This window comes from Haloarcula sebkhae (assembly GCF_014647415.1).
GTDB lineage: Archaea > Halobacteriota > Halobacteria > Halobacteriales > Haloarculaceae > Haloarcula > Haloarcula sebkhae.
This window is the reverse complement of sequence record NZ_BMPD01000005.1, coordinates 1-24,570: the sequence shown is the minus strand read 5'-3', so window position 1 is coordinate 24,570 and position 24,570 is coordinate 1. Positions and strand designations below refer to the sequence as shown.

Annotated in this window: 26 protein-coding genes; 8 read left to right on the top strand and 18 right to left on the bottom strand. The window is 62.8% G+C overall.

Features of this window, described 5'->3' with window-relative positions; genetic code table 11:
• The first annotated feature begins 122 nt into the window (after positions 1-122).
• Complete coding sequence (locus tag IEY38_RS14285; RefSeq protein ID WP_188978889.1) at positions 123-368, top strand: hypothetical protein; 246 nt, start codon at positions 123-125, stop codon at positions 366-368.
• A 105-nt stretch (positions 369-473) separates the two neighbouring features.
• On the top strand, positions 474-1,172 hold the full coding sequence (locus tag IEY38_RS14280) for an SDR family NAD(P)-dependent oxidoreductase (protein WP_188978887.1): 699 nt from the start codon (positions 474-476) through the stop codon (positions 1,170-1,172).
• A 21-nt stretch (positions 1,173-1,193) separates the two neighbouring features.
• Here IEY38_RS14280 and IEY38_RS14275 read toward each other — a convergent pair whose 3' ends face one another.
• Entirely contained in the window at positions 1,194-1,445 is a 252-nt protein-coding gene (locus IEY38_RS14275; protein WP_170097365.1) for a hypothetical protein, read from the bottom strand.
• Between the two features lie 94 nt (positions 1,446-1,539).
• On the opposite strand from IEY38_RS14275, the gene IEY38_RS14270 reads away from it, so the two are divergent.
• Positions 1,540-1,776, top strand: a complete 237-nt coding sequence (locus tag IEY38_RS14270) for a DUF7576 family protein (protein WP_188978885.1) — start codon at positions 1,540-1,542, stop codon at positions 1,774-1,776.
• A 48-nt stretch (positions 1,777-1,824) separates the two neighbouring features.
• The gene (locus IEY38_RS14265; RefSeq protein WP_188978882.1) at positions 1,825-2,475 is read left to right on the top strand and encodes a hypothetical protein; all 651 of its coding nucleotides are present in this window, start codon (positions 1,825-1,827) and stop codon (positions 2,473-2,475) included.
• Positions 2,476-2,506: 31 nt separating this feature from the next.
• On the opposite strand, the gene IEY38_RS14260 is transcribed toward IEY38_RS14265, so the two are convergent.
• The 5 genes from IEY38_RS14260 to IEY38_RS14240 all read right to left on the bottom strand — a co-directional run bounded on the left by IEY38_RS14260 (position 2,507) and on the right by IEY38_RS14240 (position 9,511).
• Entirely contained in the window at positions 2,507-3,610 is a 1,104-nt protein-coding gene (locus IEY38_RS14260) for a site-2 protease family protein (RefSeq protein ID WP_188978880.1), read from the bottom strand.
• 98 nt (positions 3,611-3,708) lie between these two features.
• Positions 3,709-4,746, bottom strand: coding sequence for a segregation and condensation protein A (locus IEY38_RS14255; RefSeq protein WP_188978878.1), 1,038 nt, complete (start codon positions 4,744-4,746; stop codon positions 3,709-3,711).
• On the bottom strand, positions 4,739-8,326 hold the full coding sequence (gene smc / locus IEY38_RS14250) for a chromosome segregation protein SMC (protein ID WP_188978876.1): 3,588 nt from the start codon (positions 8,324-8,326) through the stop codon (positions 4,739-4,741). Before smc ends, IEY38_RS14255 begins: the two co-directional genes overlap by 8 nt.
• A gap of 21 nt (positions 8,327-8,347) precedes the next feature.
• On the bottom strand, positions 8,348-8,650 hold the full coding sequence (locus IEY38_RS14245; protein ID WP_170097359.1) for a DUF7518 family protein: 303 nt from the start codon (positions 8,648-8,650) through the stop codon (positions 8,348-8,350).
• Between the two features lie 111 nt (positions 8,651-8,761).
• Complete coding sequence (locus IEY38_RS14240) at positions 8,762-9,511, bottom strand: DICT sensory domain-containing protein (protein ID WP_229775323.1); 750 nt, start codon at positions 9,509-9,511, stop codon at positions 8,762-8,764.
• A 121-nt stretch (positions 9,512-9,632) separates the two neighbouring features.
• Here IEY38_RS14240 and gatB point away from each other — a divergent pair, with 121 nt between their 5' ends.
• Positions 9,633-11,150, top strand: a complete 1,518-nt coding sequence (gatB, locus tag IEY38_RS14235) for an Asp-tRNA(Asn)/Glu-tRNA(Gln) amidotransferase subunit GatB (RefSeq protein ID WP_188978872.1) — start codon at positions 9,633-9,635, stop codon at positions 11,148-11,150.
• Positions 11,151-11,203: 53 nt separating this feature from the next.
• Here gatB and IEY38_RS14230 read toward each other — a convergent pair whose 3' ends face one another.
• Positions 11,204-11,500, bottom strand: a complete 297-nt coding sequence (locus IEY38_RS14230) for a hypothetical protein (protein WP_188978870.1) — start codon at positions 11,498-11,500, stop codon at positions 11,204-11,206.
• A 169-nt stretch (positions 11,501-11,669) separates the two neighbouring features.
• Positions 11,670-12,215 (bottom strand): hypothetical protein, encoded by a 546-nt coding sequence (locus IEY38_RS14225; protein WP_188978869.1) that lies wholly within the window; start codon positions 12,213-12,215, stop codon positions 11,670-11,672.
• 227 nt (positions 12,216-12,442) lie between these two features.
• Between IEY38_RS14225 and IEY38_RS14220 the strand changes: the two genes are divergently transcribed.
• The gene (locus tag IEY38_RS14220) at positions 12,443-14,926 is read left to right on the top strand and encodes a DNA topoisomerase I (RefSeq protein WP_188978866.1); all 2,484 of its coding nucleotides are present in this window, start codon (positions 12,443-12,445) and stop codon (positions 14,924-14,926) included.
• Positions 14,927-14,935: 9 nt separating this feature from the next.
• On the opposite strand, the gene IEY38_RS14215 is transcribed toward IEY38_RS14220, so the two are convergent.
• From IEY38_RS14215 to IEY38_RS14205, 3 genes are read right to left on the bottom strand one after another with little or no spacing between them, the layout of a single operon-like run.
• Complete coding sequence (locus tag IEY38_RS14215; RefSeq protein WP_188978864.1) at positions 14,936-15,127, bottom strand: hypothetical protein; 192 nt, start codon at positions 15,125-15,127, stop codon at positions 14,936-14,938.
• Entirely contained in the window at positions 15,124-15,525 is a 402-nt protein-coding gene (locus IEY38_RS14210; RefSeq protein ID WP_188978862.1) for a Rieske (2Fe-2S) protein, read from the bottom strand. The genes IEY38_RS14215 and IEY38_RS14210 overlap by 4 nt, the downstream gene beginning before the upstream one ends.
• Before the next feature lie 59 nt (positions 15,526-15,584).
• Positions 15,585-16,061: a hypothetical protein gene (locus tag IEY38_RS14205; protein WP_188978854.1), complete on the bottom strand. Its 477-nt coding sequence runs from the start codon at positions 16,059-16,061 to the stop codon at positions 15,585-15,587.
• A 154-nt stretch (positions 16,062-16,215) separates the two neighbouring features.
• Between IEY38_RS14205 and IEY38_RS14200 the strand changes: the two genes are divergently transcribed.
• The gene (locus tag IEY38_RS14200; protein WP_188978852.1) at positions 16,216-16,929 is read left to right on the top strand and encodes a phosphoglycerol geranylgeranyltransferase; all 714 of its coding nucleotides are present in this window, start codon (positions 16,216-16,218) and stop codon (positions 16,927-16,929) included.
• On the opposite strand, the gene IEY38_RS14195 is transcribed toward IEY38_RS14200, so the two are convergent.
• From IEY38_RS14195 to IEY38_RS14170, 6 genes are all read right to left on the bottom strand, one after another.
• Complete coding sequence (locus IEY38_RS14195; RefSeq protein ID WP_188978849.1) at positions 16,930-19,134, bottom strand: APC family permease; 2,205 nt, start codon at positions 19,132-19,134, stop codon at positions 16,930-16,932. It lies immediately after the preceding gene.
• Positions 19,135-19,136: 2 nt separating this feature from the next.
• Positions 19,137-19,601, bottom strand: a complete 465-nt coding sequence (locus IEY38_RS14190; RefSeq protein ID WP_005537992.1) for an NAD-binding protein — start codon at positions 19,599-19,601, stop codon at positions 19,137-19,139.
• Positions 19,602-19,727: 126 nt separating this feature from the next.
• Positions 19,728-20,219, bottom strand: a complete 492-nt coding sequence (locus IEY38_RS14185) for an Lrp/AsnC family transcriptional regulator (protein WP_005537991.1) — start codon at positions 20,217-20,219, stop codon at positions 19,728-19,730.
• A 149-nt stretch (positions 20,220-20,368) separates the two neighbouring features.
• The gene (locus IEY38_RS14180; protein WP_188978847.1) at positions 20,369-20,941 is read right to left on the bottom strand and encodes a hypothetical protein; all 573 of its coding nucleotides are present in this window, start codon (positions 20,939-20,941) and stop codon (positions 20,369-20,371) included.
• Entirely contained in the window at positions 20,938-21,687 is a 750-nt protein-coding gene (locus IEY38_RS14175) for an ABC transporter ATP-binding protein (protein ID WP_188978845.1), read from the bottom strand. Before IEY38_RS14175 ends, IEY38_RS14180 begins: the two co-directional genes overlap by 4 nt.
• The gene (locus IEY38_RS14170) at positions 21,684-22,583 is read right to left on the bottom strand and encodes an ABC transporter permease (protein ID WP_188978843.1); all 900 of its coding nucleotides are present in this window, start codon (positions 22,581-22,583) and stop codon (positions 21,684-21,686) included. The genes IEY38_RS14175 and IEY38_RS14170 overlap by 4 nt, the downstream gene beginning before the upstream one ends.
• A 190-nt stretch (positions 22,584-22,773) precedes the next feature.
• Between IEY38_RS14170 and aspS the strand changes: the two genes are divergently transcribed.
• Positions 22,774-24,078, top strand: a complete 1,305-nt coding sequence (gene aspS, locus IEY38_RS14165) for an aspartate--tRNA(Asn) ligase (protein WP_188978841.1) — start codon at positions 22,774-22,776, stop codon at positions 24,076-24,078.
• A gap of 228 nt (positions 24,079-24,306) precedes the next feature.
• Here aspS and IEY38_RS14160 read toward each other — a convergent pair whose 3' ends face one another.
• A complete protein-coding gene (locus tag IEY38_RS14160) occupies positions 24,307-24,489 on the bottom strand; it encodes a hypothetical protein (protein ID WP_170097345.1) in 183 nt (60 codons plus the stop codon).
• Between the last annotated feature and the right edge of the window lie 81 nt (positions 24,490-24,570).

Here is a 24,570-nt window from a genome sequence, read left to right as displayed (position 1 = left end):
TCGCTCAGCCGATAATAAAATGAACGACTAGGGGCCGCTATGCGTGAAACGAAGCGAAACGGGCGGAAACCTCTAGCGGTTATAAGCTATCTCCAATAGAAGCCGTGGGTAGGTCCCTCCATATGTCAAGTTCGTCCGCATACGAATTACTCGCCCAGTTTGATGAGTCCATACCGGAGTTCGACGAGTCGCTCGTCTCCGCCGTTCGAGGCATCGCGTTCTGGACAGCGATTGCGCTCCCATTTCTGTATCTTCCGCTACTAGTTACCGGCCTGAACTCCGGGGCGACGCGGATCGCGTTCGTCGCGCTCGTCGTCTGCAACGCCGTGACGCTGCGTATCGGCCACGCACATGGAGGAGACGACTGACACGGAACCCTGTGATTTCAGGCATCACCGTGGATATTGCGGCCCTCCATTCCGAACCGCTGCTGTGACCATACTTTCATCCACCCGGTAGTCGTTCGTGTCCATATGTCACGGACAGCAGTCATTGCAGGTGTCGGTCCGGGCCTCGGGGAGTCACTGGCCAGAACGCTCATCGGCGAAGGCTGTCAGGTCGGCCTGTTCGCCCGGTCGGCGTCGTATCTGGAGTCACTGTCGGCGGATCTCGGCGACGACGCGCTCGCAGTACAGACTGATATTACCAGTCCGGACCAAGTCGCGGCGGGCTTCGAGCAGGTCCGGGACGAGTTCGGCCCCGTCGACGTGCTCGTGAACCACGCCAGCGGCGGTGCGTGGAAGGGGACACAGGAAATCACACACGACGAGTTCCAGCACGCCCTCGCCGTCGGCCCGACGGGCGGGCTAGCCTGTTCGCAGGAGGCCGTCGAGGACATGCTGGCCGGCGACGGCGGGACGATCATCTTCACCGGTGCGACATCTGCTGTCCGGGGCCGCGACGGTGCGATCGGGTTCAGTGCCGCCAAGTTCGCCGTCCGCGGGCTAGCTGAATCGATGGCGCGGGAACTCGGTCCGGAAGGCATCCACGTCGCTCACGTCATCATCGACGGCCAGATTCGCCCACCGGACGCTACGGACACAGCCGACCGCGACGCACAGTCGTACCTTGATCCCGACGAGGTCGCCCAGTCGTACTGGCACCTCGTCGAACAGGACCGCTCGGCGTGGACGCTGGAACTCGATCTCCGCCCCCACGTTGAGGCGTTCTGAGCGCTTCGGCTCCGACGCCGGCTATTCTTCGAGGAGGTCGACCCACTCTCTGAGCGGCCCCCGAACACCGTCGACTGAGATCGTCACGTCGCCGTCGAACCGCCACGTTGCCTGCGGGGAGTCTGAACCGAACCGCATCGGAACAGAGACCGACAGCTCATCAGCCGAGAGTTGGAGTGGCTCGTTGCGGTCAACCGTCTCGTCGAGCAGCCGTTCGACTGCCAGGCGGAGCTGTTCCGGGTCTGGGTCTGGAAGTTCCGTGGATTGACTCATATTTGTAACTTAGAGCTGAAGATACGTCCGTGTTGCGTCGGACCGGTCGGTTTGCACCCGTCATTTAGGCGTGTGTAGTCCCCAGACTGCGCTGATGGAACTGGAAACGCCGTACGCCCTCGGAGGGACCTACTACGTCGAGACGGTGTCTGTCGGGAAGCGGACGGACGACGAGACGGTGCGCGATTGCGTGGTCTGTGGCGGCCACGTGTACGCCGACGACTGGCATCTCGTCGTCGGTGTGCTGGACACGAGCGGCGACCGACAGCGTCACCACCACTGTAGCGACGACTGCCTGACCGAGTGGCTCAAGCTCATGACGGCTGCCTGAGCGGCGGTGAGTCCGCGGAGTCTTGACGATGGAGCGCGTCGGGGAAATATGGACGAGCGCACGGGCGTGTTCAGGGTCTACCGCGTTGTCGACGCGGTCCCGCACATCAATCTGTTCGACACCGATGCAACGCGGCTCTATACCGTGTACCAGTCCGGCTACGGCGAGCGACAGCCGGCAGTCGACGACCTCCGGACGGGCAATCTCGTCGAAGCGACGCTGGGCGGCGACCCCGACGACTCGGATGAGGCCTGGTCGCTGCTTTCGTTCGAGCGGCTCGACCGCGTGACGATGGATTTCGCCGTTGACGCCGAAATACCGGCAGTGGCGGCTGACCTCTGGGAGCCGGGGCTGGAACGTCCGGCAAGCACTGTACTCGAAGAGGATGGCGAGCCGGTCGCGGAGTGTTTCGTTCAGCCGCGCGCGCCGCTGCCTGGCGGTACCTTTGTCCCGAGCGTGCTCACCGGCCTCGTGCCGATGGAATCACTGCTGACCGAGCTCCCCGGTATCGGCGAGCCGCCGACGGACGCTATTTTCATCGACCCCGACCCGCCCGATGCTGACTCGTACTCACGACCCTACGGCGTCGCCGTGCTGTTCACTGCTGGCGCTGACGAACTGCTCACTGAGTTCCGGGAGCGATATGATCTCTCTGCCGGCGCGGACAACAGACCCGAGTACGACCCGTACGGGCTGTGAATTGGCTACGGCAAGAACGAGCGGCGGGGCGCTACATCGTGATGACGAGCGGCACCGGGACGAAACAGAGCATCCCTAAAACGAACGTAACTAGGCCAACAGCCCAGCGGCCCGGCCCCAGCGGTGTCTCGTCCAGCGGCGTCGCGGAACCGAGCCGGCCGAACACCAGCGCCAGAATCCCCCAGAACGCCCACAGCCCAGCCGCTCGGCCCCCCTCGAAGACCACGAGGTAGCCTGCGAGCCCAAACAGGGCCACGGGGACGGCGAGCTGGACCAGCGACAGGCGGTCGCCGAACAGCGAGCGGGCAACGTGTGCGCCGTCGAGTTGGCCGACCGGCAGGAGATTCAGGAAGGTCACGAACGCTCCTACCCAGCCGCCGATGACGACCGGGTTCGGGAGGAGCTGCGGGTTCGCGTACTCCAGCGGTTCACCCATCACTGCGGCGATGCCCTGCAGCAACAGCGGGTAGCCGAGTTCGATGTTCGTAACGATCCCGCGGGTTACCTCCACCGGCGGGAGCGTCACGCCGATAGCGGTCACGACGACTGTTGCAGCGAGGCCCGCCAGCGGCCCGGCGACGCCGATGTCGAACAGCGCCTTGCGGTCGGGGATATGGTCGTTCATGCTGATGACCGCACCCAGCGTCCCGAGGACGTTCGGGAACGGCAGAAAGTACGGCAGGCTCGCCTCCACCTCGTGGTAGCGGCTCATGACGTAGTGGCCGAACTCGTGGACGGCGAGGATACCGAGTGCCGCCGCAGCGAATGGCCACGCCTGCAGCATCGCTGTCGGGTCTTCGAGCACAGACAGCCCGTACCAGCGGGTCCCGGCGTACAGCGTCGACACCAGCGTCAGGACAGCGAGTCCGACGTTCAGCCACGGGATGCCGTCGACGCCGAGCGACCGCTCCCGCGCGATCAGTACCCACTCGCCCATCTCCCGCTTGAGCGCGACACGATACCCGCGCTGACGGAACGCCGGCGCGATGCGGTGGATGACCTGCTCTGACTCGGTCATCGGCTCGCCGTAATACCGGACGCCGTCCTCGGCGGTCCTGTCGATCTCGTACACGTAGAACGTGTCTGCGAGCGCTTCCGGGTCCGGCAACTCCGGCTGCGAGGACTGGGTCGCCATTACCTACGTTTAGGGTTCGACCCGTTTGAACCTGTTTACCGTGTCACTCTCGACGTTCAGTGGTGGCCACAAACGGCGGAAGATTGCGGGCGAAACAGTCAGTCTGCGACGGCTTCGTCCGACCCAGTCGCGGCGTTGGGGTCCTGAATCCAGAGGTCGCCGAAGAGGTCATCCTGCTGAAGACGGACTTGGCCGCGATGGGCAAGAAACAGCAGTCCGAGGAACGTCTCGACGCGGGTCCCGCCAGCCGTGGCGACCTCGCGGTACAGCACCTCATCGCGGCCCTGGTCGTACTGTTCGCGGACAGCGTCGTGTACGTCGGCGATGATGTCGTCGATGTTCTCGGCGTGGGCCGTCCCGGTCACGTCGGCGGCCGACGGCTCCTCGTCCAGTCGCATGTCGTCGGCCCCGCGGTAGTCCAGTTCCTGCGTCCCGCGGTCGTACCCGCTCGGAGAGTCGCTGGTGTCGTACTCTCTGGATTCTTTCCACCACGATTCGCGCTCGGCGTCGCGGAGGTCCCGGACGAGTTCGTCGAGCGTCTGTGGCATCCCGCGGGCACGGCGGCGTTCGAGCCGGCGGTCCATCTCCGACTCCAGCGCGGCGAAAGGGTCCGGTTCTTCGATGGGCGCGTCCTCGTGCATCGCCTGCTCCCACGGCTCGGCCGGCTCCTCCTCGTCCTCGCCCTCGCCGAGCATCGCGTCGCTTTTCATCCGAATCAAGACGCTCGCGTAGAACAGCGCCCGCCCTGACGTGCGCAGGTCCGCATCGTCGATGCGCTGGAGGAACTTGTCGGTGACCCGCACTACGTCGATGTCCCACGGGTCGATTTCGCCGTCGTCGGCGAGCTGGACCAGCACTTCGACCGGTTCGACGTCTTCGTCTTCGTCTCCGTCCTCGTCGCTGCCGGTCGGCTGGTCGTTTTCGGGGCGGTCCTGTACCGTTGTCTCATCGTCCGTGTCTGTGGATTCACCGAGTAGCGCCGCCGCGTCGTCCGAGACGCCTGGTGGCTCGCGGTCCTCGTGCCCGGTGATGTTGAGCGGGATGTCATCCGCCTGCTCTCCCGTCTCTTCATCGTCTCGTGGCACCCCGTGGTCGCCGCTCGACTGTTCCGAGCCGCGTGGCGGCTCACTAGTCATCAGCCGGCACCTCCTCGTCTCCGTCGCCCTCGTCCGAGAGGTCGATGCCGGTCACGGCGCTCACGTTGTCACCCTGCATCATCACGCCGATGGCGCGCTCGGACCGCTCCAGCATGGCCGAGCGGTGGGAGACGACGACAAACTGGGCGTCGCCGGCGAGTTCGTCGACCAGTTCGCCGACGAGGTCGGCGTTGGCCGCGTCGAGGAAGGCATCGACCTCATCCAGCGCGTAGAACGGCGCGGGATTGTGCCGCTGGATGGCGAAAATAAACGCCAGCGCCGTCAAGGATTTCTCGCCACCAGACATCGCGTTCAGCCGCTGAATCGGCTTGTCCCCGGGCTGGGCCTTCATCGTCAGCCCGCCTTCGAAGGGGTCGTCTTCGTCTTCGAGGTGGAGATGGCCGGTGCCGTTCGAGAGCCGCTCGAAGATGTTCTGGAACTGGTCGTTGATCTCCGTGAACGACTCCATGAACGTCTCCTTCTTGCGGGCCTCGTAGGTGTCGATGCGGTCGCGGATGCCGTCGGCCTCCTCGACCAGCGTCGCTTTCTTGTCTTCGAGTTCCTGCAGGTCGTCGTTGACGCGGTCGTACTCCTCAATAGCCCGCATGTTGACCGGCTCCAGTTTCTCCATCTCCGTTTCCAGCCGGTCAATCTCCCGCCCGACCGTCTCGTGGTCGGGCACGTCTTCGGGGTCGTAGTCGCCGACTTGCGCTTCGAGTTCGTCGATTTCCCAGTCTAAACGCTCCTGGGTCTCCTGCTCGTTTTCGAGGTCGCGCTCGACTTCGGAGACGGCGGCCTGTTGCTCGTCGCGGGCCTCCTTGGCCTCCTGCAGGTCGGCTTTCAGGTCCTCGCGCTCAGACTTGAGTTCGGCCAGTTCCTCTTCGAGGTCAGCAACAGCCTGTTCCTTCTCACCTTTCAGCTCCTGCTTCTCCGCGACCTTCGCTTCGAGGTCATCGATGCGTTCCTCGTGTTCCGCCTTGCGGTTCTGGGCCGCCTCGATGTCGTCGTGGAGGTCTTCGATAGCCTCCTCGGCGTACTGCTTCTCTAACTGGTACTCGTTGAGTTCGGCGTCGAGTTCGCCCTGCCGGTCTTCGAGCGTGTCGATGTCGTCTTTGATCGACTCCCGCTGGTCGGTCAGGTCCGGCAGTTCCGAGTCCTCGACCTCGGCTTCAAGTTCGTCGATGTCGCTCTGGAGCGCGTCGATCTCCTCGGTCTTTTCTTCGATATCGGCCTCCAGCTCGTCCATCTGGTCGGCCACGTCCTCGCGCTCGGCGGCGATTTCCTCGAGGTCGGCTTCCAGTTGCTCGATTCGCTCGCGGGTGTCTTCGAGGGCGCTCTGTTTGCGCTCGATGCTCGTCTCGATATCACGGACCTGCTCGGTCGCGTCGGACTCGCGGTCGCGGGCGTCGTCGAGGCGCTCTTCCACGTCCCGCAGATCCTCGCGCACGTCAGCGCGCTCGTCTTCGAGTTCGTTGATGCGCGTGGCGACCCGTTCGAGCTTGCCAGCGCCACCCGAGAAGGAGTAGCGCGTACCCGAGGAGGAGCCGCCGGTCATCGCGCCGGACTTCTCGACGAGGTCGCCCTCAAGCGTGACCATCCGGTAGTCGCCCATCAGCTCGCGGGCAGTGTCCATGCTGTCGACGACGACGGTGTCGCCGAGCACGTACGAGAAGATACCCGCATATTCGCGGTCGAAGTCTACGAGGTTGTACGCGAAGTCGATAACGCCGTCGGCGCTGGGCAGCGAGCCCAGCGAGCGGTTCTGCATCTGCGTGATCGGCAGGAACGTCGCACGGCCGGCGCTACGGGATTTGAGGTACTCGATACAGCGCTGGCCCACGCTGTCGTCGTCGACGACGACGTGGGCGAGCCGCCCGCCAGCCGCCGTCTCACAGGCCGTGGCGTACTCGGGGTCGACCCCGCCGAGTTGGCCGACAGTGCCGTGAACGCCGTCCTGACCGGCGTTGAGAATCGCCGTCACCGCGCGCCCGTACGAGGAGTCGCCGTCTTCGCCGGCTTTCGCCTCGAGCTGGGCGTACTCCTGTTGCTTCGCGCTGATTTCGTCTTCCAGCTCATCGAGGTCCGACTGGAGTTCGCGCTTCTCGGACCGCAGGTCGTCGACGACCTCGCCGATAGTCGCCTTGTTTTGTTTCGCTTTCTCCAGCTCTGTCTCTAGATCCTCGATATCGGCTTCGAGGTCGGGAATCTCGGCTTCGGCCGCCTCGATAGCCTCGCGCTTCTCGTCCTCGGCGTTCGAGCGCCGCCGAGCCTCGTCGAGCAGGCGGTCCTGCTCGCGCTGGAGGTCGTTCTTCTCGCTTTTGAGCGTCTCCAGTCGCGAGCGCTTCTCCTCCAGTTCGTCTTTGACCTCCTGGAACTCCTCGCCGACCTCGTCGATTCGTTGCTGGACCTCAGCGAGTTCGGATTCCTTCTCTGCGATATCGGCCTTGACGTTGGATTTGGCGACCTTCGTCTCGCGGATGTCGCTTTCGAGGTCGTCGATGGTCTCTTGCTTGCGGTCGATCTGGACGAACGCCTGTCGGCGCTCGTTTTCGGCGGCTTCGACCGTTTCCTTGGCGGACTCTATCTTGTCCTCCAGCCGGGAGATGTCGCCTTTGATCTCCTCGATCTCGCGTTTGATGGCGAGCTGTTCGTCCTCGCCCTTGCGTTCGATTTCCTGGTTGAGCTCGTGCAGCTCGTCTTCCAGCCGGATGACCGCGCCCTGACGCTCGTCGAGTTCCGTCTGGAGCTCGGTGAGTTCGTTTTCGAGCTCGTCGATGGTTTCCTCGACGGCCGCCAGTTCGTCTCGCTTGTCTTCGAGTTCGGCGGCTTTGCGGTAGCCTTCGTATTCCTCTTTCTCGTCACGGAGGTCTTGATATTTGAGCGCCGTTTCCCGCTCGTCTTCGAGTTGATCGAGTCGCTCCTGCTTCTCCTCGATGCGAAGTTCGGCCTCGTCGATGCGCTCCTGGACGACTTCCAGTTCGTCGAAGGCGTCCGCCTTCTTTGCGTCAAACTGTGCGACCCCGGCGATCTCGTCGATGATCTCCCGACGGGAGCCGGCGGTCATATTGATGATCTCGGTCACGTCGCCCTGCATGACGACGTTGTACCCCTCCGGCGTCACGCCGGCCTGGGCGAGCAGGTCCTGAATGTCCGAGAGGTTGACCGAGCGACCGTTGATGTAGTAGTAGGAGTAGTAGTTGTCCTCGGTCTCCTTGACCCGTCGTTTGATCGCGATCTCGTCCACGTCACCCACGTCTTCGGTACCGGCGGCGTTGACGACCTGCGAGCGTGACAGCGTCCGGTCGTCGTTTGCCAGAATCACCTCGACGCTGGCCTGCCGTTCGCCGTCGTACTCGGCGTCTTCGTCGGCGTGGCCGGGGTTGTAGATGAGGTCAGTGAGTTTCTCGGCGCGGATACCCGAGGTGCGGGCGAGTCCGAGTGCGAACAGAATCGCGTCGATGATGTTGGACTTGCCCGAGCCGTTCGGGCCGCTGATGGTAGTGAAATCTTCGTAGAACGGGATTCGGGTCTTCCGCCCGAAGCTCTTGAAATTGTCGAGGACGAGCTCTTTGATATGCATACGGTAGTGTGGCCGACAGCCCTACGCGACGATGATGTCGGACTCCGAGTCCTCTTCGGTCTCGGTCTCCGACGCGGCCTCGGCTTCCTCCCTGTTATCAACCTCGTCGGTATCCTCAGTGTTAGGTGTGTCGGCCTCCGTCTGAGTGGCGGCCGATTCCTCCGAGTCGGACTCGTCGGCGCTGAATCCGTTGTCCTCGTCCACGCTGGCTTCGAGTTCCCGGATACGAACCTTGCATTCGACGAGTTCGTCGGTCAGACCCTCGACCGACGCTTCTAGTTCTCTGACGCGCGTTTCGAGTTCCTCGACTCGGTTGCCGCACATATCCGTAACCCAGCCATTGTGGACACTTATACCTACGTCAGACATTGGCAGTCCGAATGATACATCGTACAGAGTTGTCAGAAGACACAGGGCACGGACAGTACGTCTGCGTCACGTTGAGTAGCGGTTCTGGAGATACGTTGAAATCTCGTCGACGTGGTCGGCGTCGAACGACCAGTAGCCACGCCACTGGCTCGGTCCGGTCCGTTCGGCGAGGAGTACCCCCTTCATATCGGCGTCACAGTCAGTGTTGACGACGAACCAAGACTCACGCAGTTCGTCACACGGTTCGGTATGGATAGTAGTGTCCCCGGACAGTTCGGGGACACGGTCCGGGAGGCCGTACAGGTGCAGGTCGGTGTCGCTGTCGGCCAGTCGGTCGTACACGCGTCGGGTCCCGCGCTCGTCGTCAATCCGGGAGAGGTACTGGAACCCGGCGTGAAGCGTGTTATCGTCCGATTGCCATCCAAGCGACTCGATGTACCGTGAAAGTTCGATGAGCAGCATCTTCCGCTTGCCCGTGACCGAAAAGCGAACCTCATCGAGGTGTCGCAGTGCCGCCGGCGTGTCCACCTCCTCGATAGACCGCGTTCCGGTGACATACAGATCGGAGTTGACGAGCAACACGCAGGCACTGATCTCACTGATCGATGACACAGCCAGCTCCGTCCCGTCTTCGTCCTCGACAATCACAGCGTTCTCTGGGGTTTCTGGCGATATCTCGCCGGCCCCTATCTCGACAGCCGGTGAATCCACCATCCGCTTGAGCATCCGCACCAACGGCTCGGGTTCATCGTCGTTAAACACCGTCAGCGTCCGCCGAGCTAGCGGAACCGTATCGATGAACGCCGATATCGTCACACTGCCACACATTTGATTCTCCGTATTGAAACTGGCGGGGCCGTTATCGCGGGTGAATACAGATCGAGTCGTTGCGGATGGGGTCGTTAGCCTTTAGCCACGCGCCACCGAATCCCGGACAATGACTGCGCAAGCGTCCGAAGCCCGCGAACTCGCGGCCGTCATCGGGCTGGAGGTCCACGTCCAGCTTGAGACGGAGACGAAGATATTCTGTGGCTGTTCGACCGACGTGGCCGATGCCGAACCCAACACCCACACCTGCCCGGTGTGTCTGGGCCTTCCCGGCGCGCTCCCGGTGGTCAACGAGGGTGCGGTCGAGGCCGCCGTGAAGGTCGGCAAGGCTATCGATGCCGACATCCCGGAGGAGACCACCTTCCACCGGAAGAACTACTACTACCCCGACCTCCCGAAGAACTTCCAGATAACGCAGTACGACTCGCCGATCTGTCAGGACGGCGAACTCGAATTCTCCGTCGAAGGCGAACGCCGCAGCGTCGACATCCGCCGGGCGCACCTCGAAGAGGACCCCGGCTCTATCAAACACGTCCGTGAAGGGTCGGGTCCGCTGGAGTCCCGCACCTGTTCTATCGAGCGCGCGGACTACACGCTCATCGACTACAACCGCGCCGGGACGCCGTTGATGGAGATCGTCACGGAACCGGACTTCCGCGCGCCGGGCGAGGTCCGGTCGTTCCTCGAAAAGCTCGAAGAGGTCCTCGAATACCTGGGCGTGTTCGACGCGACGCGGGACGGCAGCCTCCGCATCGACGCGAACCTCTCGATGGTCGACGCGGGCGAGGTGGACGACACCGGCGACATCGACGAATCCGTCCTCGAAGACGCCAACCGCACCGAGGTCAAGAACATCTCCAGTCACAAGGGCGCGGAACAGGCGCTCTCGTTCGAGGCCTCCCGCCAGCGAAAGCTCATCCAGTCGGGACGTGCCGTCGAGCAGGAGACCCGCCACTTCAACGAGACACACGGCAACACGGTGTCGATGCGCTCGAAAGAAGAGGAGAAGGACTACCGCTACTTCCGGGAGGCCGACCTGCCGCCGCTGCGAGTCAGCCACTGGAAGGATGAGGTGCCGATTCCGGAACTCCCCGACGCCCGCCGCGAGCGGTTCGTCGCGGAGTACGGTCTCAGCGAAGAGGCCGCCTCGAAGCTCACGAGTACGAAGCAGGTCGCGGACTTCTTCGAGGACGTGGCCGAGCGCTTCGATGCCGATCTGGCTGCGACGTGGGTCGCCGACAACCTGCTCGGCGAACTGAACTACCGGGATATGGCTATCACCGACATCGACGACCGCTTCGACGAGATGACCCGGCTCGTGGAACTCGTCGCCGAGGACGAGATCACGGCCAAAAACGCCCATGAGACTGTGCTTCGGGAGATGCTCGACACGGGCGACGACCCCGACACCGTCGTTGACCGCGAGGGACTGGGCAAGACCTCCGGCGACGAGGTCCAGCAGGCTGTCGTGGACGCTATCGACGAGAACCCCGACGCCGTCGAGGATTACCACAACGGCGAGGACGGCGCAATCAACTTCCTTGTCGGACAGGTCATGCAAAAGACCGGCGGGAGCGCCGATCCCGGGGACGTGAACGGGCTGCTTCGCGAGGAATTGGAGAGCTAAGACAGCGTCCTACTCGGCCTGAGCGGTGCAGTGGTGCGTCTGCATTGTCGCGGTCACTGCTGTGGCCAGTTGTCTGGCAGTTCATCCGCGTGGTTCTCGAGCAGTTCGAGCATCGGTTCTATTTCGTCGAATCGCTGGCCCCGTGATACTTCGTCGGCTGCCCGGTCCCAGTTGATGTACGCTAAACTGGCCAGACGGGGTAAGTCATCGTGGCGGAGTTCAGTTTCAGTACTTTGAGCCCCGACACTTCTTGGCAGAAAGTCGACAATCGGCCGTGGACTATTCTGTTTCAGCATGAACAGAATCATTCGGCGACGGCGGGTAAACAACGCCTCGAATACCCGATCCATCCCTGGGTCCCATATCACGTCCGGGATAGAGGTTTCCATCCTGTAACAAGAGACATACTATTGATGATAAATGCCACGATACCGCCGTTTGCTTGCCGAGTCGGTCCTGAATCGTACAGGTGCGTTTCGCTTGAGAGCCCGTCCAGTATCCGCTACGCTGCGCCGCGTACTACGATTCGCTCGACGCGTTCGATTCGACGCTCTCGCGCCGCTCGCCCGGAATGATTGCGGGGTCCTTCCACAGCAGCGTGACGAGGATCGCAGCGGCGAGTGCTTCGAGGGTCTTGATAGCTGATTCGGTCGGTTCAGTGTTGAAATGGTCTAGTATCAGCAACGCGGTACTCCCGCCGTGGTGTCCGCCGCTACCGGACGACGGTGCGGAGAACCCCTCGACGAGGAAGGCGCCGTGCCCGGTAGCGTGCCAGAACACCCAGCCGGCGATGGACGCGATCATGAGGAGCGTCCCGGCAATATAGGCGTTCCGCAGGCCGATGACTCCCCGGGTGATGAGATACGGGCCGGCGAGCAACACCGCGGCGAAGGCGACAAACAGGAACGGTCGGGGGTCCGGCGGGAGCCCCCGTCCGAAGAGCCCCTCAATCGCCTGCGCGTAGATGATGCTTCGCGGGAGCCCCCACCAGAGGTGAAACGCCGCCGTCACAAAAACGAGTGCGGCGGCGGTTCCGCGGAGGAGTTTGGTCGTCCGGCGATCCATACAGACAGTCGGGGTGGCAGTGGCAAGAGTGCATCGAAGTGATGAGTGGTGCCACGGCTGCCCAGCTGCGTTGGACCGCTGCCGAAGTGGTAATGGGGGCTACCTCCGCGCGAGCGCGAGCGGCCCCGCAAGCGCCCGCACTCCCGCGCTGTCGCCTGATTTTCCCGAAAGCCTTTAGAATAACTGACTCCGTAGCGACGGGTAATGATAGAGACAGGTGGTGTCTGATGCGGCTGATTATCACCGAGAAAGACAACGCCGCCCGCCGCATCGCGGAGATCCTCTCCGAGGGGAGCGCGTCCGCGAGCAGGCAAAACGGCGTCAACGTCTATCGGTGGGGGAACACCCGCGTCGTCGGCCTCTCCGGGCACGTTGTCGGCGTCGACTTCCCCGAGGAGTACAACGACTGGCGCGACGTGGAGCCGGTCGAACTCATCGACGCCGACGTGACGAAGGAACCGACGCAGGAGAACATCGTCACCACGCTCAAGCAACTGGCACGCGAGGCCGACGAGGCCACCATCGCGACAGACTACGACCGCGAGGGGGAACTCATCGGCAAGGAGGCCTACGAACTCATCCGCGAGGAGACCGACGTACCCGTCGACCGGGTCCGGTTCTCCTCAATCACTGAGCGGGAGGTCCGGGACGCATTCGCCAACCCCGACGACATCGACTTCGATCTGGCGGCGGCGGGCGAGGCCCGGCAGATCATCGACCTCGTGTGGGGCGCAGCACTCACTCGCTTCCTCTCGCTGTCGGCCCGGCAACTCGGCGACGACTTCATTTCGGTGGGTCGGGTCCAGTCGCCGACGCTGAAGCTCATCGTCGACCGCGAGCGCGAGATACAGGCTTTCGATCCCGAGGACTACTGGGAAATCTTCGCCGATCTTCAGAAGAACGGGTCGGGCTTCGAGGCTCAGTACTTCTACGACGACGACGGCAAGGAGGCCGAGCGGGTCTGGGTCGAGGACGACGCCGACGAGGCCTACGCCGACCTGACGAGCGTCGACGCGGCGACGGTGACGAGCGTCCGCCGCCGGACCCGAACCGATAGCCCGCCGACGCCGTTCAACACCACCGCCTTCATTTCCGCCGCGAGTTCGCTGGGCTACTCCGCCCAGCAGGCGATGTCGATCGCCGAGGAACTGTACACCACCGGTTACATCACCTACCCTCGGACGGACAACACGGTCTACCCGGACGACCTCGAAGAAGACGCACTGCTCGATGAGTTCGTCGGAGCCGGACACTTCGGCGAGGACGCCGAGATGCTGCTGGAGCAAGACGACATCACCGCCACTGAGGGTGACGAGGAGACGACTGACCACCCGCCCATTCACCCGACGGGCGAGATTCCGCCGAAAGTCGACCTCTCGGACGACGAGTGGGAGATCTACGAACTGGTCGTCCGTCGCTTCTTCGCGACGGTCGCCGAGGCCGCCACGTGGGAACACCTTCGCGTCGTCGCCGACGCCGGTGGTCGCTCGCTGAAGGCCAACGGCAAGCGCCTCGTCGAACCGGGCTATCACGAGGTATACCCCTACTCCAGCGCCAGCGAGAACCACGTCCCCGACGTGGAGGAAGGCGAGGAACTGGCCATCTCCGAGGTGCGGATGGAGGCCAAGCAGACCCAGCCGCCCCGCCGCTACGGTCAGTCGCGGCTCATCCAGACAATGGAGGACAAAGGATTGGGGACAAAGAGCACGCGACACAACTCCATCGAGAAGCTGTACGAACGCGGCTACATCGAGGGCGATCCGCCCCGCCCGACGACGCTGGCGATGGCCGTCGTTGAGGCCGCCGAGGAGTTCGCCGACCACGTCGTCAGCGACGAGATGACCGCCCAGCTAGAGGCTGACATGACCGCCATCGCCAACGGCGACGCGACGCTCGACGACGTGGCCGACGAGTCCCGCGAGATGCTCAAGCGGGTGTTCGACGAACTGCGCGATTCCCGCGAGGAAATCGGCGAACACCTTCAGGAGTCGCTGAAAGCCGACAAGACGCTCGGCCCCTGTCCGAAATGTGGCGAGGATATGCTGGTTCGGCGCTCGCGCCAGGGGTCGTACTTCGTCGGCTGTGACGGCTTCCCCGAGTGTCGCAACACGCTCCCGCTGCCGTCGACGGGCGAGCCGCAAGTGCTCGAAGAGCACTGCGAGGAGCACGACATGCACCACGTCAAGATGCTCGCCGGCCGGGACACCTTCGTCCACGGCTGTCCCCGCTGTGAGGCCGAGAAGGCCGACGAGAGCGAGGACGAGGTCATCGGGCCGTGTCCCGAATGCGGCTCCGAGCACGACGGGGAACTCGCCATCAAACACCTCCGCTCGGGCTCCCGGCTTGTCGGCTGTACGCGCTACCCCGACTGTGACTACTCGCTGCCGCTGCCCCGCAACGGCGACATCTCCGTGACCGAGGCGTTCTGCGAGGAGCACGACCTGCCGGAGCTGGTCATCGATGCCGACAGCGACGACCCGTGGGAGCTGGGGTGTCCGATCTGCAACTACGAGGAGTACCAGGCCCGCACCGCTGTCGAGGACTTGGAAGATCTGAGCGGCATTGGCTCGGCGACCGCCGAAAAGCTCGGCGACGCTGGTGTCGACTCGCTGGCGGCGCTCCGGGAGGCCGACCCCGACATCATCGCGACCGAGGTACAGGGCGTCAGCGCCACGCAGGTCCGGGACTGGCAGGACGAACTGGAAGCCTGAGGGGGCCGGTCAGTCGGAGATGAACGTCACACCGTCGCAGACCGGACACTCGACGGCCTCCGCGTTGTCGGCTGTGACTGTGTCGACGGCACCGTAGACGACCGCGTGCGTTACCGGCTCGGGAATCTGGCGCTCACAGAGCGGACATTCGACGACGCCCGCTCGCAGTCGATCCCGGTCAATGCTGTTGCCGTCGGTCACAACTGGAGGTGGGATGTCGAACTCGGACCGTCGTCGTCATCGATGCCGCCCTCGTGGGCGAACGCGTAGTCGTCGTCCGTGAGGAACACGTCGCCGTGGGTCTCCGAAATTTCGACGTCGGGGAGCGTCGTCCCAGCGGCGTCGCCGTTGTCGCAGCCGCCGTCACAGGCGTCGAACAGCGAGCCGTGTCGGGGACAGATGAGCTGGTCGCCCCGCATCGGGACGCCCCGCCCGGTGTCGAACCGCTGTGCTTCGTGCGTACATCGGTTCACCCACGCCTCGACGCCGTCCTCGCAGGGGACGAGAACGACCTCCTCAAGGTCGCCGTATGGGTCTTCGGCGGTGAACAGCCACGACCCGTCCTCGTGTACCGTCTCGACTGTCGTAAGTCGCTGCACGACTGGCGCGTTAGGCTGCCGCCGGTATCAGCGTTACCGTAGTGCGGGACCTGTGCGCGTCACTCGCTGGTCTCCGCGGCGATGAGGCGCACCAGTGCGGTAACGAACACCTCGAACAGTCGCCAAACCAGCACGCAACTGACGACGAGGACAGCAACGACGATAGCGACGAGCCAGAGAAAGAGACCGAACTGTAACTCGGTGAGTAGTCCTGCCGCCAGTCCGACGACGAACCCACCGACGAAAAGGCCGCCAGCGCCCTGGAGACAGCGGCGTTGCCAGCGGTCGAACGCCAGCGCGTCCTCAGCCCCCAACAGCGATGGTAAGGCGAGACCGAGTCCGGCACCGCCCAGCGCCAGAATAAAGAAAACACTACCGAACAGATACGAGAGCCCACGGACGAAGCCGTTTTCGGACGGTGACGCTGTCGGCATCGTCGAAAACGAGTACAGCACTGCCACCGTCACGACAGCGCCCGTGAGAACGAGCGCGGCCCGGATAGCAGCGACGACGTACCGACGCTTGTCCGCGGTCATTGTCTGACGATTGTAACATAACCATCATAAATCTTCGGAGACGTATATATCCGGAGCCGACACCGGTCGGGTTGTCCGTACAGGGCTGTCAGTGTGACCCACTGTGATGGGTGTATCCGAAGCGGTTATACGGCCACGCGCAAGTCTGGCAGGTATGAGCGATTGGGCGGACTGGGACCACATCGTGAAGATAGACCCCGACAAGACGCTGGTCGATGGAGAAACGTTCGAAGACGTCGCAGCGACGGGGACCGACGCCATCGAAGTCGGCGGGACCACTGGAATGACAGAGGAGAAGATGAAGCGGGTCGTCGACGCCTGCGGGAAACACGACATCCCCGTGTACATCGAGCCGTCCAACCCCGCGTCAGTCGTCCACAGCGAGCGTCACGACGGGTATCTCATTCCGGTCGTGATGAACGCCGGCGACGTGGCCTGGATCACCGGCGCGCACAAGGAGTGGATACGCATCGACGACGATATCGACTGGTCGCGGACTTTCACCGAGGCTTACATCGTCATGAACCCGGAGGCGTCGGTGGCGTCCTACACACAGGCCAACTGCGACCTCGACGCGGCCGACGTGGCCGCCTACGCCGAAGCCGCCGAGCACCTGCTGGGGCAGGAGATCGTCTACGTCGAATACTCGGGGATGCTCGGTGACACCGACATCGTCGCCGCCGCCGCGGACATTCTCGACGACGCGACGCTGTTCTATGGCGGTGGCATCCACGATTACGAGTCCGCCCGCACCATGGCACAGCACGCGGATACCATCGTCGTCGGCGACCTCGTCCACGACGAAGGCGTCGACGCGGTTCGGGAGACGGTGAAAGGCGCGAAGGACGCGACGGCGACAGTCCGGTAGCTAGAACGCCAGCCGTTCGAGCAGCCGACCGACGACGCCGCCAGGGTGGCGTTTCGTATCCACTTCCATTGATGCGTGATCGCTGTCCTGGATTGCTGGCTCCGCGGTTCCGCCGTCGTTTGACGCGCGGGCTGAAAGCCCACCATTGTTCGCGTGTACGAGCAGCGTCCTGTCACTGTCAGCCGCATCTATTGCCGCTGAAAGGTCGCCTCGGTCGACGAATCTTCGCTCCGTCGGGACATCACAGAGGTCCAGCAGGTCGTCGTGGTACGCTTCGAGTTGCTGGCGTTCCTCGGCCGACTGGCGCTCGTCGAGCGGGTAGAGGAACTGGAGGTTGGCCTCGGCCGCTGTCGCGACAGCGTTACCGACCCGGACTTTCAGTGGATCGTACGGGCCGCGGGTCGTAAGCAGCGTGATCGTGTCCAGCGCGTCGAGCGGCTGTGCGTCCACGGCGATAGTGTCGCAGTCGGTCTGCTTGCGGATGCGGTCGATACTGTCGCCCAACAGCGAATCCTCGAACGACGCGCCACGTTCCACCAGAAGCACGTCGACATCCCGCTCTTTGACAGTATTGGCGACAGCCCGCTCGGGGTGGTGGCTGACGAGTTCGCCGTATTCGACAGGGATATCGAGTGCAGCCGCCAGCGTATCGGTCCGACACTCGAATTCGAGGTCGTCTGGGGACTGCACGCCGGAGGCATAATCGAGGGGCTGCTGGTCGGGGACTTCGTCGAACTGGACGACGGAGAGACCGCTGCCGGTGGGTGAAAGCGCAGCCCCGAGTTCAAGCAGTGTCGCTTCGCTCTGCCGCGAAGCACCTTCGGGAAGCGCGACGAGGACGGAGGTCTCTGCCGTCTCATCGAGCGTTTCCTCAGTCCGGTCGAGCGCGCGGTCGCCGATGCTCCGGCGGACGGATTCCTTGATCGCGCCCTCTCTGGTGACTCGCGGTCGGACGTAGCCCAGATACCAGACGACGCTGCCGATGACAATGCCGACGGCTCCGACGATCGCAACCAGACCCATCTGCGTCAGCAGGGCGAAGCCAGTCAGGGTGCCGAATATCGGCGTCCACGGGTACAGTGGGACCTCGAAGGAGGGGTCGTAGTCGGGGGCGTCGCTCTCACGGAAGCCGATGAGCGCGACGTTGATGAGCGCGAACACGAGGATCTTGAACGCGCTCGCGAGCTTCGCGATCTCCAGAATCGGAACGAAGAGGATGAGCAGCAACATCACGCCGCCGGTCAGCGTGATAGCGGTCACCGGCGTGCCAAATCGGTCGCTGACCGTACTGAACAGACCGGGCGCGAGGCCGTCGCGGCTCATGGCGAACGGGTAGCGCGACGAGGAAAGGATACCGGCGTTGGCCGTACTGACCAGCGCCAGAATCGCCGCGAGGACCACGGCCGCGACGCCAGCGGTGCCGAGCGTTGCCTCGGCTGCATCAGCGATGGGCGTCGTGCTCCCGGCGAGCTGATCGAGCGGGATGACGCCGACTACGACGGCAACAACGAGCACGTACAGCAGCGTGGTGAAGGCGAGCGACCCGAGCATCCCCAGCGGGATGACACGGTCCGGATCTTCGACCTCCTCGGCGATGGAGGCGATCTTTGTCACGCCAGCGAAGGAGACGAACACGAGGCCGGTCGCGGCGAAGATCCCTTCGACGCCGTAGTCCCACATCCCGCCGTACGTCGCGGTGTTGACTGCCGGGCCGCCGCCGGCGACAAACCAGCCGATCGCCACGAGCATCACCGCGACGATGCCAATCTGGAGTCGGCCGGTCTGTTCCGCCCCGAGGATGTTGACGAGGACGAGAACGACGGCGAGCGTGATCGCGACCGGACGGATCGGCAGGTCGAACAGAAGGACGAGGTACGGCACGCCGCCGACGAGCGCGAGCGCGCCCTTGAACGAGAGGGAGAACCACGTTCCGAGTCCCGAAACTGTGCCCAGCAGCGGCCCCATCGACCGCTCGATGTAGACGTACGTGCCGCCAGCCTCGGGCATTGCTGTCGCCATCTCGGCCTTGCTGAGTGCGGCGGGAAGCACGAGCACGCCCGCGAGCAGGTAGGCGGCGATGATGCCGGCCCCGGCGTCTTTCACCGCCAGTGCCGGCAAAATGAAGATGCCGCTGCCGACCATTGCGCCGATTGATATCGCTACCACTGACAGCAGTCCGAGGTCGCGTTCCAGATCCTTGGCCATTATTACGCAGTTTCGTGCGTCTGGAGCGTTGTTTCCACAGTGCGTTCCAGTTCGGTTGCTAGGATCTGCGAGCCACAGACCACCTCAGAGCCGACCGACTCGAACGCCGGTCGATGCTGCGGGTCGTTGAGCACGACGACCACAGTTTCAACATCGAACTGCGTCCGAAGCAGTTGTGTCACGAGGAACGCCCCGCGGTCCGTCTGCATCGAGACCAGTGCGATATCGGTCGTTTGGGCCCCAGCGTCCCGGAGAACAGCACACTCCCGCTCGTCACCGACTACCACGCGGGTGTCGTCGGGCGTTTGCCCGGCAACACCGTCGTGGTCGGTGACGAGACAGGCATCGGTGCCTCGATCTAACGTCGCTACTACCTCAGACCCGACGTGCCGGTCGCTGATGACCAGTACCGACGGGGGGTCGATGTCGTCGTCCACACGTTCGCGGAGTCCGGTAAGAGATATCATTGGGTTCGTAGAGCCGGATCGAGCCGGCCGGTACGCACCTATTGATTCCGGAAGGCGATAAATATCTAGGCTAGAGTTCCGATTCAGGACTATTATGATTATATGAGCACCTTTCGGAAGTTTAGACTATTTAGACGCACTCTCAGCATCGTCGTGCCCGAACTGGTGGAACGGCCGGGTGTACTCGTTCCGGATGAGGTCCTCGTCGACGACCTCCAGTCCGATGTCGTTGAGGTCCCTGCCGATGCGGCTCAGGTCGTTTCCGTCGGTTCCAACCACCTCAACGTGGACGTTGTCGGCCCCAGTCATGACCTCCCGGATGGCGACGACACCGGACACGTCGAGTGCCTGCTGTGCGACCTCCTCGCGCTCGTGGATCGGTGCTGTACAGACGATGAGCGTATGGAGCTGATACCCCGCGGCCTCGTAATCGACATCGACATCGTAGCCGGCGATGACGCCGGCGTCTTCGAGCTTCGTGATGCGATTCCGAACGGTTCGTGCGGAGACGTCAAGCGATTCGGCTATTTCACTCGCGGACGTGTGTCTCGCATCCTGCTGGAGCGCGTAGATGATGTTCCGGTCCAGGTCGTCGATAGGGTACTCCGCGTCGGCCATGGCGGCTGTTTTGATGGCTACCAGTACAAAGGTTCAGGATATTGGCCCGGATGTTGTGGTTTTGTCCGGCCATTTTCAACACTCACCTGTGCCTCAACAGTAGCATACGGACTCGCTACGCGGGTTCGAGGTACAGACGCCGCTGTGTCTCAGGGAAGCATCGACTGTTCGGTGAGTGTCACGTTCACTGACGGGTGATATGTGACCCAGTCCGCGTTCTGGCCTGTGCGGTAGGAGAGGGGTACTTCGTCAAAGTAGCCCTGCAACGTGTACGTGCCAGCGGCTGAAACCCGCCGCCCGTCGATTTCATACTGCCGCTGAATAGATTCAGCAGCTGCCAGTGTTCCGGTGAGTGGGGCATTATCTTTACTCGCCCCGTTTGGCCGTACCTCGACAGTATCTGCCTCCGCATACTCGTCAGCCAGCAGTAGAATGTCAGCGGCCCCTGACTCATCCGCTGGGATCAGTCCTAACACCCCGAGTGGCCAGATGCCGGTGTTCTTGATGATAACGTTCTGCGTCCCAGTGTTCCGAAGCGTTATGTCCAGTCGCCCGGGGCTTTCGATCGCTATGTTTCGGTCGACTGCCGTCACGTCGAGCGCGAGCGGGTGCGAATCATCTTCGGCTTCCACGCTGGAGATCGTGTACTCGGCCTCGCCCAGACAGCCGGCGAGCCCGGACAGCGCCGCCGTCGACGCGGCCAGATATTGGCGGCGATTCACGCGTCCACCTCCCCGGCGTGTGCGGAGCCGTCAGTCAGTCTCATGAAGATATCCTCGACTGTCGCGTCAGACGAAAGGTCACAGGTGTCTCGGAGCGCCGGCAGGGTCCCTTCGGCAATGAGATCCCCCTCATAGAGAATCCCGATGCGATCACAGACCAGGTCGACTTGTCCGAGGACGTGACTGGAGAAGAAAACCGTCGCACCGCGTTCAGACTCCGCTTCGACAACATCTCGCACCAGCGCGACGCCGTGGGGGTCAAGCCCAGTGAACGGTTCGTCGAGAATCAGAAGGTCCGGCTCCCCGACGAGACTCATCGCAAGTGCCAACCGCTGTTCCATCCCCTGTGAGAACTCGCCGGCGGGCCTTTCGATGGCGTCGGCCAGTCCGACGCGTTCAAGCAGTGCCCGTGGATCGTCGTCCGCACGCTTCGTATCAATCACCAGTTCGAGATGCCGCCGCGCGGACAGCGACTCGTAGGTCTCGAAACGGTCGGGGCAGATACCAACGCGCTGATGACAGGCGACGACATCGTTCCACGGGTCGTGGCCGAGAACGCGCGCTGTCCCCGACGTTGGTTTGATGTAGTCCATCAGCAGGTTGATCGTGGTCGACTTGCCGGCACCGTTCGGGCCGAGGAAGCCGTACACCTCGCCCTGTGCAACAGTCATGTTCAGTTCATCAAGCGCAACAACGTCGCCGTACTGTTTCGAAAGGCCATCAGTCTCGATTGCCGGCGACCTCATGCGAGGTCACCTCGGTTGAATCGATAGCTGGCCAGTGCTAGCGGGACGACTCCCCAGAGAAGCAATACGACGAGAGCGATCGATTCGTGGAGATAGGGTGGGACTGGCTGTCCACTGAAGACCGCGTCAACGACGTACTCGTTGACCGAGTGCCCGGGATACAGTACTGTGGCGACTGACGTGTACTGGCCACCGGAGTTCGCCAGTCCGAGTATCCAGTTCGTTACAGTTCGGTACGCTCGACCCGGCGACAACCGAAGTATAGCGAACAACAGGCCGTCAGCCGGCGGATCAAGCGGATTGACTGGGTTACCAGTCACAGCCGAGTAGAGACGGACACCGACAATTTTCCACCCCAGTGTCAGCAGCAGAAAGAAACCACCGAAGAGTACGGCGGTTACACGGACTGTGCTGGTCGTCACCGCCGATGCCGCTGTTGCGACCGACACGAGCACAGCGATGTACAGCACCGTCACCAGAAACACGCCGATGAAACGTAACGGGGAGAATAACCCGAACTTGACACCGCCAATCACGCCGAGAACAACTGTTGCGACGGCAAATGGTACCACAGCGCCGACGCTCCGACCGAAGACTTTGCCGATGAGGATCTCAGTCCGCGTGAGTGGCAGCCCCAGCAGGAATTTCAGACTGCCCGACGTGCGCTCCTGGATAATCGATCGATACGTCAGTAACAGTACACAGAGCGGGAGGAGGAGCGACCCGGCTACCTGCACGAACCCGACCGTAACGTCCGGGCCAAGAGTATCCCAACTGATGTAAGTGGGACCATACCCCCAGACGACGAGCAGGGGTGCAAGTATCCAGATGCCTTTCGATTTGAGTAACGTGGTTGCCTCTTTCCGTGCAACGGGGAACCATCGGGGGAGGGCCATATGGTCGGGTTTGAAAGTGTATTATATAAAACACACTGTAAACTGTTGCTATGTTTAAGCGAAAACGGGCTATCGCTTCGGTCGGACCTGAGTGGTACTATGTCCTTTTTAAAACAAACCATGATCTGCGAGTGGCCTTCCCTCGCCTCGAAAGACTGTTCTTAAGTTACGGCCACAAGAACGAACAGCCATGGAAAACCGAACCTACACGGCGGACGCAGCGCCGGGTGACACGGTCACCGTCGCCGGCTGGGTCCACGAGATCCGAGACCTCGGTGGTATTGCCTTCCTCATCCTTCGAGACACCACCGGAAAGATACAGGTCAAGTTCGAGAAAGACGAGATGGACGACAACCTCGTGGAAACGGGGCTGAACGTCCAGCGCGAGTCGGTCATCTCGGTGACCGGCGACGTTGAAGAGGAGCCACGCGCGCCGACCGGCGTCGAAGTCACACCGGAGTCCGTTGACGTGATTTCGGAAGCCGACCCTGAACTGCCACTCGACCCGTCGGGCAAGGTCGACGCCGAACTGCCGACCCGCCTCGACAACCGCACGCTCGACCTCCGCAAGGACGAAGTGAAGGCCATCTTCGAGATCCGCGCTGAGGTCCTGCGGTCGGTCCGCGAGGCGTTCCGCGACCTCAACTGCACGGAGATCAACACACCGAAGATCGTCGCCACGGGGACTGAGGGCGGCACCGAACTGTTCCCGATTACGTACTTCGGCCAGGAAGCGTTCATGAACCAGAGCCCGCAGCTGTTCAAACAGCTGATGGTCGGCTCCGGCCTCGAACGCGTCTTCGAAATCGGTCCGATCTTTCGCGCCGAGGAGCACAACACGCCCCGGCACCTCAACGAGGCGACCTCCATCGACTTCGAGTCGGCGTTCTACGACCACACCGAGGCGATGGACGCCTGCGAACACGTCGTCCAGTCCGCCTACGAGGGCGTCGCCGAGAACTGTCAGGACGAACTGGAAGCGCTCGGCCTCGAAGACGAGTTCGCGGCCCCCGAAGGTGACTTCCCACGGCTCACCTACGAGGAAGCGCTCGACAAAATCAACGCCACCGGCGAACTCGACGAGCCGCTGGTGTGGGGCGACGACCTCTCGACGGAGGCCGAGCACGTCCTCGGGCAGGAAGTCGGCGAGCACTACTTCATCACCGACTGGCCCAGCGAGATCAAGCCGTTCTACATCAAGGACCACGACGACGATGAAGAAGTCTCGACCGGCTTCGACATGATGCACCCGTCGATGGAACTGGTCTCTGGTGGCCAGCGTGAGCACCGCTTCGACCACCTCGTCGAAGGGTTCGAACAGCAGGGGCTGGACCCGGAAGCCTTCGAGTACTACACCAAGATGTTCAAGTACGGTATGCCGCCACACGCCGGCTGGGGCCTCGGCGGCGAGCGCCTCATCATGACGATGCTCGGGCTAGAGAACATCCGGGAAGCGGTGCTGTTCCCGCGAGACCGACAGCGACTCTCTCCGTAGAGTCGCACTGTCTCGCAGCGGTTCGAGACCGTCAGCGTTTGAGCCCGTAGAAAGCGAGGTTCTGACCGAAGGAAAGAACCTCGAACCGCGAGCGGGAGCGTAGCGACACGCGAGCGCTCAGTTTCGCAGCGGTTCGAGGCGTCAAGCTTCGGATGTCAAAGGCGGACAGCCGCAGGACTGCACACCATGTCGGACCGACACGGTGACAGAAGAACGACCTGTCTCCGGCTATCCGTCCGACACCGCCTGTTTCAGGATCTGTGGAGCGACCACAACTTCGAGCGCGGCGATACCGAGTGCGACATATCGTATCGTCCCTTCAAGCAAGAGGAACGCGACAGCCGCGACGACCGAGGCGCTGACCAGTGGGATACCGTAGCGAACAATCGGATTTTCGAAAGGGGAGGGCATACGGCACTGTCTAGTTGAGCGAGTTTGAGAAGTGAGCAGGCCGTTGCGAGAACTGTTCATGGAACTCGCAGACCTGCTCAG

Excerpts from the sequence above, each read along its gene's own strand:
- IEY38_RS14285 (WP_188978889.1), top strand. The coding sequence starts at position 123 with ATGTCAAGTTCGTCCGCATACGAATTACTCGCCCAGTTTGATGAGTCC.
- IEY38_RS14280 (WP_188978887.1), top strand. The coding sequence starts at position 474 with ATGTCACGGACAGCAGTCATTGCAGGTGTCGGTCCGGGCCTCGGGGAG.
- IEY38_RS14275 (WP_170097365.1), bottom strand. The coding sequence starts at position 1,445 with ATGAGTCAATCCACGGAACTTCCAGACCCAGACCCGGAACAGCTCCGC.
- IEY38_RS14270 (WP_188978885.1), top strand. The coding sequence starts at position 1,540 with ATGGAACTGGAAACGCCGTACGCCCTCGGAGGGACCTACTACGTCGAG.
- IEY38_RS14265 (WP_188978882.1), top strand. The coding sequence starts at position 1,825 with ATGGACGAGCGCACGGGCGTGTTCAGGGTCTACCGCGTTGTCGACGCG.
- IEY38_RS14260 (WP_188978880.1), bottom strand. The coding sequence starts at position 3,610 with ATGGCGACCCAGTCCTCGCAGCCGGAGTTGCCGGACCCGGAAGCGCTC.
- IEY38_RS14255 (WP_188978878.1), bottom strand. The coding sequence starts at position 4,746 with ATGACTAGTGAGCCGCCACGCGGCTCGGAACAGTCGAGCGGCGACCAC.
- smc (WP_188978876.1), bottom strand. The coding sequence starts at position 8,326 with ATGCATATCAAAGAGCTCGTCCTCGACAATTTCAAGAGCTTCGGGCGG.
- IEY38_RS14245 (WP_170097359.1), bottom strand. The coding sequence starts at position 8,650 with ATGTGCGGCAACCGAGTCGAGGAACTCGAAACGCGCGTCAGAGAACTA.
- gatB (WP_188978872.1), top strand. The coding sequence starts at position 9,633 with ATGACTGCGCAAGCGTCCGAAGCCCGCGAACTCGCGGCCGTCATCGGG.
- IEY38_RS14230 (WP_188978870.1), bottom strand. The coding sequence starts at position 11,500 with ATGGATCGGGTATTCGAGGCGTTGTTTACCCGCCGTCGCCGAATGATT.
- IEY38_RS14225 (WP_188978869.1), bottom strand. The coding sequence starts at position 12,215 with ATGGATCGCCGGACGACCAAACTCCTCCGCGGAACCGCCGCCGCACTC.
- IEY38_RS14220 (WP_188978866.1), top strand. The coding sequence starts at position 12,443 with ATGCGGCTGATTATCACCGAGAAAGACAACGCCGCCCGCCGCATCGCG.
- IEY38_RS14205 (WP_188978854.1), bottom strand. The coding sequence starts at position 16,061 with ATGACCGCGGACAAGCGTCGGTACGTCGTCGCTGCTATCCGGGCCGCG.
- IEY38_RS14200 (WP_188978852.1), top strand. The coding sequence starts at position 16,216 with ATGAGCGATTGGGCGGACTGGGACCACATCGTGAAGATAGACCCCGAC.
- IEY38_RS14195 (WP_188978849.1), bottom strand. The coding sequence starts at position 19,134 with ATGGCCAAGGATCTGGAACGCGACCTCGGACTGCTGTCAGTGGTAGCG.
- IEY38_RS14190 (WP_005537992.1), bottom strand. The coding sequence starts at position 19,601 with ATGATATCTCTTACCGGACTCCGCGAACGTGTGGACGACGACATCGAC.
- IEY38_RS14185 (WP_005537991.1), bottom strand. The coding sequence starts at position 20,219 with ATGGCCGACGCGGAGTACCCTATCGACGACCTGGACCGGAACATCATC.
- IEY38_RS14175 (WP_188978845.1), bottom strand. The coding sequence starts at position 21,687 with ATGAGGTCGCCGGCAATCGAGACTGATGGCCTTTCGAAACAGTACGGC.
- IEY38_RS14170 (WP_188978843.1), bottom strand. The coding sequence starts at position 22,583 with ATGGCCCTCCCCCGATGGTTCCCCGTTGCACGGAAAGAGGCAACCACG.
- aspS (WP_188978841.1), top strand. The coding sequence starts at position 22,774 with ATGGAAAACCGAACCTACACGGCGGACGCAGCGCCGGGTGACACGGTC.
- IEY38_RS14160 (WP_170097345.1), bottom strand. The coding sequence starts at position 24,489 with ATGCCCTCCCCTTTCGAAAATCCGATTGTTCGCTACGGTATCCCACTG.